Origin of the sequence: Halanaerobium polyolivorans (genome assembly GCF_020711195.1) — a bacterium.
In the GTDB taxonomy this organism is placed as follows: Bacteria; Bacillota; Halanaerobiia; order Halanaerobiales; family Halanaerobiaceae; genus Halanaerobium; species Halanaerobium polyolivorans.
Window position 1 is genome coordinate 37,074 of record NZ_JAJFAT010000002.1, and the last position, 11,916, is coordinate 48,989.

The window sequence follows — 11,916 nt, forward strand, 5'->3', positions numbered from 1 at the left end:
TGAATAACTTTAATAACTAGCTAGAATAGTTAATTTTCAGAAAATAAACAATGAAGTGAATAAAATAGCAAAATAATCTATAGTAATAATTTATTTACCCTGATATTATGTTGTTAGAGTAAATAAATGAGGAGGAGAAATTAATGAAAAAGATTTTTGCATTTGTTTTAGTTGCTGTTTTGGTATTCTCTTTTGGGGTGCAGGCACAAGAAATTACACTTCGTCTGGCTGATAATCAGCCTGAAGGATACCCAACAGTTGTTGGTGCTGAAGAATTTTCTCGTTTAGTTGAGGAAAGAACTGATGGTAGAATTAAGATTGAAGTTTATCCGGGTGGAGTTTTAGGAGACGAAAGTTCTACTATAGAACAGGTTCAGTTTGGTGCAATTGATTTTGTAAGAACTTCAATTACTCCAATGGCTAACTTTGAACCTGCAATGGATGTATTATCACTTCCTTACTTATATCCTAGTGGTGATTTCATGTTTGAAGTTCTTCAAAGTGAAATCGGAGATGGAATTTTAGAAGGTTTAGAAGATGCAGGTATTGTTGGATTAACCTGGTATGATGCTGGTGCTCGTAGTTTTTATACTGCAGACACTAAAGTGGAAAGTGTTGAAGATTTAGAAGGTTTAAGAATTAGAGTTCAAGAAAGTAGTTTAATGATGGATATGGTTGAAGCATTAGGTGCATCACCTACTCCTGTTGCCTGGGGTGAGGTATACAGTGCTTTACAAACTGGAGTTGTAGATGCTGCAGAAAACAATTATCCTGGTTGGTATTACAACAGTCATCATGAAGTTGCTCCATACTTTGTAGAAGATGAACATAACCGTATTCCTGAATTGATTATAATGAGCAAAATAACTTGGGATAGTTTAAGCCCTGAAGATCAAGAGATTATTAGAGAAGCTGCTATAGAATCTACTGAAACACAGCGTGAAGCTTGGGCTGAAAGAACTGAAGAAGCAAAAGCTCTTGCAGTAGAAGAAGGAGCAGAAATTATTACTCTAACTGAAGAAGAACAAGCAGAGTTCCAAGAAGCAGTTATGGATATGTATCCTAAATATAGTGAAGGTTATGAAGATTTACTAGAAAGTATTCTTAACTTTGAAATGGAATAAATACATTTGTAAAAAAGTATTTTAAATTAAGGTGGGGCTTATTAAGCTCCACCTTTAATAAAGGGTGAAATTAATGAAAGATAATAAAATTTTTAATTCAATAAAATCTGGTCTAGATCTTTCAGAAAAAATATTGAGTTATATAGCTATGATATTTTTGGTTGTTATGATAGTTATAGTTAGTGCTACAGTTTTTACCCGCTATGTTTTTAATTTTACTTTAAGATGGAGTGATGAAGTAGCACTATTAATGATGATCTGGTTTGGTTTTCTTGGGATGGCTTTAGGAGTAAAAGAGTGTATTCATTTGAGCATTGAATTTTTCATGAGCTTATTACCTAATAAATTACAGAAAATAGTTTATAGGATAGAAGATATATTAGTAGGACTTTTTGGTTGGTTTTTGTTAAGATATGGATGGCAGTTATATAATTCAACAAAGAGAACAAGATTGCCAGCTACTCAATGGTCAAGAGGACTCTTATTTATTGTATTACCAATTGCTGGCTTTTTGACAATAATTTATTCATTAGGAAAAATGTTTTCCATAATCGAACATGATAGTAGAATAGCTACAGTTGAAAAATGTGAGGGGGATGAATAGTGGATCCAGCTATTATAGTTTTATTAGGTTCATTTTTATTGATGTTATTTATTCGAATCCCCATTGCTTTTGCACTTGGTCTTTCAAGCATGTTTACAGCTTTTTATGTTGGTTTATCTCCAATGGTAGTTGTACAACAGATGGTAAGTGGAATTAATTCTTTTTCACTTATGGCTATCCCATTTTTCATTATTGCGGGAGAGATAATGGGTAAAGGTGGTATTTCTGATCGTTTAATTAAATTTTCTAATGTTATGATTGGATGGATGCGTGGTGGACTAGCAATGGTGAATATTTTGGCAAGTATGTTTTTTGGTGGTATTTCAGGTTCATCAGTAGCTGATGTTTCTTCAATTGGATCAATTATGATTCCAATGATGGAAAAAGCAGGTTATGATAAAGATTATTCTATTAATGTAACAATTACTTCATCTGTACAGGGAATTATTATTCCTCCCAGTCACAATATGATTATTTATTCACTTGCAGCAGGTGGGGGTATTTCAGTTGCAAGATTATTTTTAGCAGGTATAGTACCTGGTGTTTTACTTGGAGTAGCTTTGATGATCTTAAGTCATCACATTGCTGTTAAAAGAGATTATCCAAGAGAAAAAACTGTTTCTCTAAAAGAGTCTTTAATTATCGTAAGAGATAGTATACTTGGTTTATTAACTGCAGTAATTATTATTGGTGGTGTTACAACCGGCGTTTTTACAGCAACTGAGTCAGCTGCAATAGCTGCAGTATATGCATTTATTCTTACATTTTTTGTTTACAGAGATATTAAACTAATTAAGATGATGGATATTCTAAAAAATTCACTAAGTACTATAGCAATGGTTGTAGCAATTATTGCAACATCCAGTTCTTTTGCCTGGATGATGTCCTATCTTCAGGTACCAAGAATGATTACAAATACTTTATTGGGAATTTCTGAAAACCCAATAATTATCTTATTGTTGGTCAATTTAGTTTTACTGCTTTTAGGTATGATAATGGATATGGCACCACTAATATTAATTGCAACTCCTATTTTATTACCAGTGGTAACTAGTGTTGGTATGAATCCAATTACCTTTGGGGTAGTTATGATGCTTAATTTAGGGGTAGGATTATTAACTCCTCCTGTTGGTTCAACACTATTTGTAGGATGTTCGATTGGTGGGGCTCCAATAGAGGATATTGCCAAATCACTAATGCCCTTTTATTTTGTTTTAGTAATAATGGTTTTGCTTTTGACATTTGTGCCAGAGATTACCCTCTTTTTACCAAGACTATTAATGGGACTTTAAGTTTTAGTATTTGAATAAAATCTTCAAACAATTTCCTTATAAATTGATATAACAGACTAAAAAGCTCATCAAATGATGAGCTTTTTAGCTGTTTTCTGCGATTATTTTATCTATTAATCGATTTTTTGATACTTTCAGCAAATGGAATAAGAGATTTAAAGTTTATACATTTAACCTGCAGCATAAAATTATAAAAATAGCTGGAAATAGGCTATGATAAGTGATAATATATTATATTAGTGAAGGAATTAATAAGCCCTAAATAATTAAAAATTTGTAATAATATTATATAATAATCAATTTAGAAAGGTAGGCATTTATATGAGAGCAATAATTAGTGTGATTGGAGTAGATCAAATAGGTATAATTGCAGAAGTAAGTTCTCTACTGGCTGCAAACAAAGTTAATATTCTTGATATTAATCAAACTGTTTTAGATGAGTATTTTACAATGACTATGCTGGTTGATTTAGAAAAATTAGAGATCCCATTAGAAGAATTAAAAGATAAATTAAGTCAAAAAGGTGAAGAGATGGGGCTTTCTATTAAGCTGCAGCATGAAGATATTTTTCGTTCTATGCATAGAATTTAGCAGCATCGATGAATATAATTTTTCTAAAAAGGAAGTGGATAAATGATAAATAATTATGAAATAATGGAAACAATTAGGATGTTAGAAGAAGAGAAGCTTGATATTAGAACAATTACTATGGGAATATCTTTAAGTGATTGTGCTGATAGTGATGGAGATAAAGCTAGAGAAAAGATCTATAATAAAATAGTTGATTATGCTGGGGAACTTGTTAGTGTAGCTGAAGCTATTGAATTAAAATATGATATACCGATAATTAATAAAAGGATTTCAGTTACTCCTATTTCACTTGTAGCTGCAGCTTCTGATGAGGATAATTATTTAAAATTTGCTAAAACTTTAGATAAAGCTGCAAAAGAAGTTGGAGTTGATTTTATAGGGGGTTTTTCTGCTTTAGTACATAAAGGAATGACTAAGGCTGATAGAAAATTAATTGCTTCTATTCCGAAAGCATTAGCTCAAACCGAACGGGTCTGCTCATCAGTTAATATAGGTACTACAAAAGCAGGTTTGAATATGGATGCAGTTGCTTATATGGGTCTAATAGTCAAAGAAGCTGCTCAATTAACAGCTGATAATGGTGGGGTAGGAGCAAGTAAATTGGTTATTTTTGCTAATGCTCCTGAAGATAATCCTTTTATGGCTGGAGCTTTTCATGGGGTAGGAGAAGGAGAATGTATGATTAATGTTGGGATTTCTGGCCCAGGTGCTGTTAAATCTGCTTTAGCAAATGTTAAGGGAGAAAGCTTTGATGTAGTTGCTGATACTATTAAAAAAAGTGCATTTAAAATTACCAGAATGGGTCAACTTGTTGCCAATGAAGCCTCTGAAATGCTTGGAGTAACACCAGGAATAGTTGATTTATCTTTAGCTCCTACTCCAGCAGTTGGAGATAGTGTAGCTAGAATTTTAGAAGAAATGGGTTTAGAAAGTTGTGGTGTTCACGGCACAACAGCCGCTTTGGCTCTATTAAATGATGCAGTTAAAAAAGGTGGGGTTATGGCTTCTTCTCATGTGGGAGGCCTAAGTGGTGCTTTTATTCCAGTAAGTGAAGATGCAGGAATGATAGAAGCAGTAGAAAATGGTTCTCTCAATTTAGAAAAATTAGAAGCAATGACTGCAGTTTGTTCAGTAGGACTTGATATGATTGCTGTCCCCGGCAAAACAAAGGCAGAAACTATTTCTGCTATAATTGCCGATGAAGCTGCAATTGGGATGGTTAATAATAAAACTACTGCTGTTAGGATCATACCTGTACCAGGTAAAGATGTAGGTGATGAGGTAGTTTATGGAGGGTTATTTGGTCGGGCTCCCATAATGAAAGTTAGCGAATATTCCAGCAGTGAATTTATTAAAAGAGGTGGCAGAATTCCTGCTCCACTGCACAGTCTTAAAAATTAATATTTTGAATAAAAAATCAACTCCCTTATTTGATAAGAGCTCAGAAAAAGCTTTTATCTAAAGGGAGTTTTTTATCTGAGAAAAGTAACTATTTGCTAAATTCTATTTTCAATCCAGTTAAGGATATCCATAATTACATCCTCTTTTTCTGGCGCATTTAGAATTTCGTGGTAAAGCTCATCATAAATTTTTAATTCTTTATCTTCAGAAGAGATTAATTTATAAAGTTCTTCTGAGCAGTAAGAATCTACTATTTGATCATCACCACCATGTAAGATCAAAGCAGGATAGCTGTACTTGTTTAAATTACTTACCAGCCAGGGGATGCCTTCATCAAGCATAGTTTTCATTAATCTTAAGGTAGTATATTCTGATACATAAGGATCTTTTAAATAATCGTCGACAACATATTTAGATCTAGAGATTAGATCTCCTAATTCATTGGGAAGTTTGAGTTCTGGATTATCTTCTAAACTCATTTTATCTATTTCAGCAAATGCATCAGTTTTGTTTGTCCATCCACCTGTTAAAATTTGACCATCTAGGCTATCAGGATATTTAATTCCATAACCTGCAGCAATAAAACCACCCATACTGTGCCCCAACATAAATATCGGTAAATTTGGGTTTTCACTGCTGGCTTTTTGGACTGCAGTATCAGCATCATCTAAATAAATATTAAAATCCTCTAAATAGGCCTGTTTACCATCAGAGCGTCCATGGCCTCTATTATCAAACCTATAAACAGAAAAACCTTCACCATTAAAGCGACCAGCCAGATAATCATATCTACCTTGATGCTCATCTAAGCCATGTACTATAACAATTACAGCTTTTGGATCATCAACTAAATCTCTACGAAAAAACATCTTTTTCCCGTCAAAAGTTTTCAGATATTCACTATTATGCATTTAATTACTCCCCCTTTGAATTAAATTAACTCCTAATGGTATATTTATCTTTAAAGTTTAAAATTCCTTTATAAAAATTAATTAAATATTTTTGAGAGTTAATCTTCTATATGGTAATATATTATTATAGTAGTTAAGATTGGGGCTGATATAATGAACCTATTAAAACATGAAGAATATAATAAGCTTAAGATGAAAGATTATGTTTATAATGTTTTAAAGAAGAATATAATATATTTGAAATTAAAACCCGGAACTCGTTTAGTCAAAAAAGAAATTAAAAAAGAATTTGATGTTAGCAGAACACCAATTAGAGAAGCATTTATTAAACTTAAAGAAGAAGCTCTAATTGATGTTTATCCACAAAGAGCAACTTATGTTTCATATATTGATCTTGATAATGTTGAAGAAGCAAAATTTATGCGTAATACTTTAGAAAAAGAAATTGTAAAACTAGCTGCTCAAAAGAGAACTGAGGAAGTAATTTTTGAACTTGAAACTAACCTAAAGCTACAGCAGATAAGTTTTGAATCTGATAATCATCTCAAATTATTTGAATATGATAGCGAATTTCATAAAATTATTTTTAAATGTGCAAAGAAAATGAAAATCTGGACCGCTATTGATCAAATTAGTACAGATTTAAAAAGGATGAGAATTTTAGCGCTTTCAACTGGTCTAAGCCGCAAAAAGATAATTGATGATCACCAAAGAGTATTAGATACTATAAAAAAAGGTGATCCTAACTATGCCGAAGAAATGATGCAGTCACATCTTGCAAGAATTAAAATAGATCAGCAAAGATTGGTTAATAAATATCCAGATTATTTTAAATAAAATTGATTTTAATTGATTTAAATTTGTTAATTGTTTGACAATTTTGAACTAATATGTTAGTATACATTTAATGAATTTACTTTTAATCTGTTTGGGGAAAGGAGCAGCTGATGGAACTTATTGAACTAGAAAATAAGGAAAATTTATCTATGAAAAATTATGTTTATAAAATATTAAAAAAGAATATTTTAGAATTAAGATTAAAACCAGGTAAAAATTTACGCAAGGAAGAAATTGCTGAAAATCTTCAAGTAAGTAGAACTCCTATCAGAGAAGCTTTTTTGAAATTAGCTGAGGAAGCTTTAATTGATGTTTACCCTCAAAGAGGAACTTATGTTTCGTATATTGATCTTGATAATGTAGAGGAAGCTAAATTTATGCGTCAAACCTTAGAAAAAGCTGTTGTTAAACTTGCCTGTAATTTGCTGACAGAAGATGTGCTTTTTAAATTAAGAACAAATATCAAGCTGCAGGAAATGACTTCATCTCAATCAGATTTTCTTAATTTTTTTAGACATGATAATAATTTCCATAAAATTTTATTTGATTCCTGTCATAAAAGTAATATCTGGAATGCTATGGATCAGATGAGTAATCATTTAAATAGATTTAGAATTCTTAGTCTTAATGAGAAATTCAATAGTAAAGAATTAATTGAGGAACACCGAGATATATATAAAGCTTTAGAAAATCAAGATGAAGAAAAAGTTGAAAAAATCATGAAAGAACATATAGAGAGAGTAAGAATAGACGCAAATATTTTAAAGAGAGAACATCCAGAATATTTCAAATAATTTTTTTATTATAATACTAACATGTTAGTATTATAAGTATGTTAACAATTAAGTTAAATTAATTATTAATTTTTTCCAATATTCAATAAAGGGGGTGAAAGTGGCTTTATTGTTAAATTTAGTTTTGATTAAATTTAAAAAATAAATTATTAGGGGGAAGTAAATTGTTTAAAAAAACAAAAGTGTTATGGGTATTGATGGTCTTGATTTTAGCTTTTTCACTTAATGTTGGAGCAGAAACTATTGAATTAGATGTTTGGGTTGTTAGAGATAATTATCAAATTGATTTAACTGAATGGAATGAAGCTAATCCAAATATTGAGATTAATTTTGAAGTTGTACCCTGGGAACAAGCTTTAAATCGTTTAATTATGTCTGCAAGTTCAAATAGAGCTCCAGATGTTGCTGTTTTAGATAGACCATGGGTAGGTACTCTAGGCGGTTTAGGTCATTTGACACCATTAGATAGTTATATTGATGATTATTATACTGAAGACGAACTTAATGATTATATTGAAGCTTCCTGGGAATTTGCTCAATATGATGGTACTACATATGCAATGCCATTTACAGTCTTCGGTAGAGCATTATTTTATCGTGCAGATTGGTTTGAAGAAGCTGGTTTAGATGCTCCAGAAACATGGGAAGATGTTGTAGAAGCAGGTAAAGTATTTACTGATCCTGCTCAGGATAAGTGGGGCTTGAGTGTGAGAGGTATTAGAGATGATGGAACTACCCAGGGCTGGTTACCAATTTTTGCAGCAATGGGTGGAGAGTTTGATGGTCAAGCACCACAGATTAATTCTGAAGCTGGTATTAAAGCCTTAGAATTATATAGAGATTTAGTTTATGATGCAGAAATTATGTCACCTGAAACAGTTATTTTTGGTAGTGGAGAAGCTAGAGGATTATTCCTTTCTGGAAATGCAGCAATGGCTATTATGGGAAGTCATATAGCACCTGCAGTAGTAAACAATGGTATTGAATATGGTGATTTTAAAATGACTCATATACCAGTACCTGAAGCAGGAATGGAAAAAAGAAATGTTGCTACCGGTTTTCAATGGGCTGTTCATGAACAATCTGAACATAAAGATGCTGCTTTTGAATTCATAAAATATGCAACTGATACAGCTGGACAATTTGAGTTTAATGTGGACTATATGGAAGCAGTAAGATTGAGTGTTTATGATATTCCAGAATATAGAGAAGAAAAACCCTGGGTTGATTTTATTTTAGATGATATGGAAGGCTTTAGTGCTATTCCAGCAGCTCCCCAGTATAGTCAAATGTCACAGGCTATACAAAATGGATTACAAGAAATGTTAAATAATTCTAATGCTGATGCAGAAGCTGTAGCTGCAGAGATACAGGCAGTTATTGATTCTTTATTCTAATATAATTTAGATAAAGAATAATTGAATATTAAGTTGCTAAGATTAAATAATTAAAAGATAATACTGCCTTTCGATGTATTTGAACGAAAGGTAGTATTATTAAATTAGGAGGATAGCAGATAATGAAATTATCCAAGTTAAAATTTAGCAGTGATGATAAAATTGCTTATACATTTATATTACCTTCTTTTATTATAATTGTTTCTATGTTAGGTTATCCAATGATTTTTGCTTTTAATCAGAGTTTTCAAGATGTAACGGTTTTTAATGAGGGAAGTTATATAGGTTTGACTAATTACATAAATGCTTTTCAAGATGCTGCTTTTATGGGGAGTTTTGGTAGATCATTTGTATTTGTAGGATTTTCGATGATAGGGGCCTTTTTAATTGGCTTGATAATTGCTTTATTATTAAATAGAGATATATTTGGACGTGGATTTTTAAGAGCACTAATAATATTACCATTTATAGTTTCTGAAGTTTCTGTAGGTGTTATCTGGCAGTGGCTATTATCACCACAATTAGGTGTTTTAAATAGAATGTTAAGTGCAGTTAATCTACCAACTTTTAGATGGTTGAGTAATCCTTTTTTAGCGATGGTATCTATTATTATGGCAAACACATGGCGTTTAACTCCTTTTGTAGTTTTAATATTATTAGCGGGTTTACAGGGGATTGATAAAAGTTTTTATGAGGCAGCAGAGGTTGCAGGAGCTAACCACTGGCAAAAATTTAAAAGTATTACTTTGCCAATGATTAAACCTATGATGTTGGTTACATTAGTCTATTTATCCTTTGCATCTTTTAATCAATTTTCTGTAATTTTTTCTTTAACAGGTGGAGGACCAGGTAATGCAACTGAGGTAATTGCATTAAATATGTATCAGAATGCCTTTCAGCATTTTAACTATGGTTATGGTTCTGCTTTAGCAATATTATTATTTTTATTAAATGTTGCTTTGAGTTTATTTTATACTAAGGTATTAGATTAGGGAGGATAGAAATGAACTTAACATATAAACAAAAAACTAAAATCAGAAATATTTTATTATATTTATTAACTATTGTCTTAGTTTTGTGGGCAGTAATTCCATTTATTTGGTCTTTATCAACATCTTTTAAAACTTCAGCAGAAATATATTCAGGTGGTATGTCATTAATTCCTCAAGCTTCAACCATTGCAAATTATGAAATTATTTTTGAAAGATTGCCATTTTTTAGATTTATGTTAAACAGTGCTCTAGTAACTGCTGCAACAATAATAATTACAGTTGTTTTTAGCTTATTTGCAGCTTATGCTTTTTCTAGATTTGATTTTCCATTCAGACATCTTCTATTATTATTTGTTTTAATTCCCAGAATTATTCCAAGTGTTACTAGAATAATTCCATTATATCAAATTTTTGCTCGCTTTAATTTATTAGACAGTTACCTCGGCTTAATTTTGCCTTATGTTGCTGATGCTTTACCAATAGCAATTTGGATTTTAATTGGATTTTTTGATGGAATACCAAAATCATTAGAAGAAGCTGCCTGTATTGATGGTTGTAATAGGGTTCAAGCACTATGGAAAGTTATTATACCTTTAACAGCGCCTGGAATAGTGTCAGTTGCTTTATTTACTTTTCTAAGAGCTTGGAATGAGTTTATTATTGCCTTTACATTTATTTCAAGAAATGCAATGTCTACTTTACCGGTTTCTCACTACAGGGTTTTTGAACTCTTTGGTTTAAGAGATTGGGGAGCAATAAATGCTTTTACAATTTTGGCTATACTACCAATAGTGATTTTCTTTATGATTTTCGAAAAAAACCTGGTGAAAAGTATGGTTTCAGGAGCAGTAAAAGGATAATCAGTTTATAATTTATATAATAACTAAGGATTGGTGATGAAAATTGAAAATGGTTTTTCGTTGGTTTGGCAGTAATGATGATAGTGTTAGTTTAGAAGAAATTAGACAAATTCCTGGAATGACCGGAGTTGTTAGTGCTTTACAAGAAATTCCAGTTGGTGAGCTTTGGCCTCTTGAAAAAATAATGGAATTAAAAAAAGAAGTAAATGAAGCAGGACTTGAGTTAGAAGTTATAGAAAGTGTTAATATACATGAAGATATTAAATTGGGTCTTCCCACTAGAGATAAATATATAGATAACTACATAATTACTATTAAAAATTTAGCTGAGGCAGGAATTAAAGTGATTTGCTATAATTTTATGCCTGTTTTTGATTGGTTACGTTCTGATCTTAGCCGCTTACTTGAAGATGGCTCAGAAACTATGTCTTATGATGAACAAAAAATTAATAACACTGATCCAGTTAAATTGGTAGAAGAGTATGAAAAGGAGAATTCGGAATTTTCTCTGCCAGGCTGGGAAGCAGAACGTCTGGCTGAATTAAAAAATATAATGGAAAAATATAAAGATATCGATGAAGATGATCTTTTTGCTAATTTAGCTTATTTTTTAGAAAAAGTTATTCCTGTATGTGAAGAAAATGAGATTAAACTAGCTATTCATCCAGATGATCCACCCTGGCCAATTTATGGTTTACCAAGAATTATGACAGGTCTAGATAATATGAGGAGGATCTTAGATCTTGTTGATAGTCCTTATAATGGTTTGACATTATGTAGTGGCTCATTAGGTTCTAATCCTGCTAATAGTGTGTCAGATTTAATTAGAGAATTTGGCAGTAGAATTCATTTTGCTCATGTTAGGAATTTGAAATTTGATGGAGATGGTAAATTTCATGAAACATCTCATTTATCATCAGATGGTTCACTTGACTTATATGAGATTATGAAAGCTTATTATGAGATTGGATTTAAAGGTTATCTAAGACCAGATCATGGTCGTATGATCTGGGGAGAAAAAGCAAGACCCGGTTATGGATTATATGATAGAGCTCTGGGGGCAACCTATATAAATGGGCTCTGGGAAGCTATTAGAAAAACAAATAGATAATT

General features: G+C 31.5%; 12 protein-coding genes. 11 read left to right on the top strand and 1 reads right to left on the bottom strand.

Features of this window, described 5'->3' with window-relative positions; all coding sequences use genetic code 11:
• Positions 1-143 precede the first annotated feature (143 nt).
• From LJ207_RS01790 to LJ207_RS01810, 5 genes are all read left to right on the top strand, one after another.
• Entirely contained in the window at positions 144-1,124 is a 981-nt protein-coding gene (locus tag LJ207_RS01790; protein ID WP_229343527.1) for a TRAP transporter substrate-binding protein, read from the top strand.
• Positions 1,125-1,197: 73 nt separating this feature from the next.
• On the top strand, positions 1,198-1,728 hold the full coding sequence (locus tag LJ207_RS01795; protein WP_229343529.1) for a TRAP transporter small permease: 531 nt from the start codon (positions 1,198-1,200) through the stop codon (positions 1,726-1,728).
• Positions 1,728-3,020 carry a TRAP transporter large permease gene (locus LJ207_RS01800; protein WP_229343531.1) on the top strand — a complete coding sequence of 431 codons (1,293 nt, stop codon included), beginning with the start codon at positions 1,728-1,730 and terminating at the stop codon, positions 3,018-3,020. Before LJ207_RS01795 ends, LJ207_RS01800 begins: the two co-directional genes overlap by 1 nt.
• Before the next feature lie 321 nt (positions 3,021-3,341).
• Positions 3,342-3,611 (top strand): ACT domain-containing protein, encoded by a 270-nt coding sequence (locus tag LJ207_RS01805; RefSeq protein WP_229343533.1) that lies wholly within the window; start codon positions 3,342-3,344, stop codon positions 3,609-3,611.
• Between the two features lie 42 nt (positions 3,612-3,653).
• Entirely contained in the window at positions 3,654-5,012 is a 1,359-nt protein-coding gene (locus tag LJ207_RS01810; RefSeq protein ID WP_229343534.1) for a PFL family protein, read from the top strand.
• A gap of 95 nt (positions 5,013-5,107) precedes the next feature.
• Here LJ207_RS01810 and LJ207_RS01815 read toward each other — a convergent pair whose 3' ends face one another.
• Positions 5,108-5,923 (bottom strand): alpha/beta hydrolase, encoded by an 816-nt coding sequence (locus tag LJ207_RS01815; protein ID WP_229343536.1) that lies wholly within the window; start codon positions 5,921-5,923, stop codon positions 5,108-5,110.
• A 153-nt stretch (positions 5,924-6,076) separates the two neighbouring features.
• Between LJ207_RS01815 and LJ207_RS01820 the strand changes: the two genes are divergently transcribed.
• The 6 genes from LJ207_RS01820 (at position 6,077) to uxuA (ending at position 11,914) form a co-directional block, all read left to right on the top strand.
• Positions 6,077-6,760: a GntR family transcriptional regulator gene (locus LJ207_RS01820; RefSeq protein ID WP_229343538.1), complete on the top strand. Its 684-nt coding sequence runs from the start codon at positions 6,077-6,079 to the stop codon at positions 6,758-6,760.
• A gap of 110 nt (positions 6,761-6,870) precedes the next feature.
• The gene (locus LJ207_RS01825; RefSeq protein ID WP_229343540.1) at positions 6,871-7,554 is read left to right on the top strand and encodes a GntR family transcriptional regulator; all 684 of its coding nucleotides are present in this window, start codon (positions 6,871-6,873) and stop codon (positions 7,552-7,554) included.
• A 164-nt stretch (positions 7,555-7,718) separates the two neighbouring features.
• Positions 7,719-8,951 (top strand): ABC transporter substrate-binding protein, encoded by a 1,233-nt coding sequence (locus tag LJ207_RS01830; protein ID WP_229343542.1) that lies wholly within the window; start codon positions 7,719-7,721, stop codon positions 8,949-8,951.
• Between the two features lie 122 nt (positions 8,952-9,073).
• Positions 9,074-9,943 carry a carbohydrate ABC transporter permease gene (locus tag LJ207_RS01835; RefSeq protein ID WP_229343544.1) on the top strand — a complete coding sequence of 290 codons (870 nt, stop codon included), beginning with the start codon at positions 9,074-9,076 and terminating at the stop codon, positions 9,941-9,943.
• An 11-nt stretch (positions 9,944-9,954) separates the two neighbouring features.
• Positions 9,955-10,803, top strand: a complete 849-nt coding sequence (locus LJ207_RS01840) for a carbohydrate ABC transporter permease (protein ID WP_229343546.1) — start codon at positions 9,955-9,957, stop codon at positions 10,801-10,803.
• 43 nt (positions 10,804-10,846) lie between these two features.
• Positions 10,847-11,914 carry a mannonate dehydratase gene (gene uxuA, locus LJ207_RS01845; RefSeq protein WP_229343548.1) on the top strand — a complete coding sequence of 356 codons (1,068 nt, stop codon included), beginning with the start codon at positions 10,847-10,849 and terminating at the stop codon, positions 11,912-11,914.
• Positions 11,915-11,916 lie beyond the last annotated feature (2 nt).

Coding starts and splice junctions, on each gene's coding strand:
- LJ207_RS01790 (WP_229343527.1), top strand. CDS start 144: ATGAAAAAGATTTTTGCATTTGTTTTAGTTGCTGTTTTGGTATTCTCT.
- LJ207_RS01795 (WP_229343529.1), top strand. CDS start 1,198: ATGAAAGATAATAAAATTTTTAATTCAATAAAATCTGGTCTAGATCTT.
- LJ207_RS01805 (WP_229343533.1), top strand. CDS start 3,342: ATGAGAGCAATAATTAGTGTGATTGGAGTAGATCAAATAGGTATAATT.
- LJ207_RS01810 (WP_229343534.1), top strand. CDS start 3,654: ATGATAAATAATTATGAAATAATGGAAACAATTAGGATGTTAGAAGAA.
- LJ207_RS01815 (WP_229343536.1), bottom strand. CDS start 5,923: ATGCATAATAGTGAATATCTGAAAACTTTTGACGGGAAAAAGATGTTT.
- LJ207_RS01820 (WP_229343538.1), top strand. CDS start 6,077: ATGAACCTATTAAAACATGAAGAATATAATAAGCTTAAGATGAAAGAT.
- LJ207_RS01825 (WP_229343540.1), top strand. CDS start 6,871: ATGGAACTTATTGAACTAGAAAATAAGGAAAATTTATCTATGAAAAAT.
- LJ207_RS01835 (WP_229343544.1), top strand. CDS start 9,074: ATGAAATTATCCAAGTTAAAATTTAGCAGTGATGATAAAATTGCTTAT.
- LJ207_RS01840 (WP_229343546.1), top strand. CDS start 9,955: ATGAACTTAACATATAAACAAAAAACTAAAATCAGAAATATTTTATTA.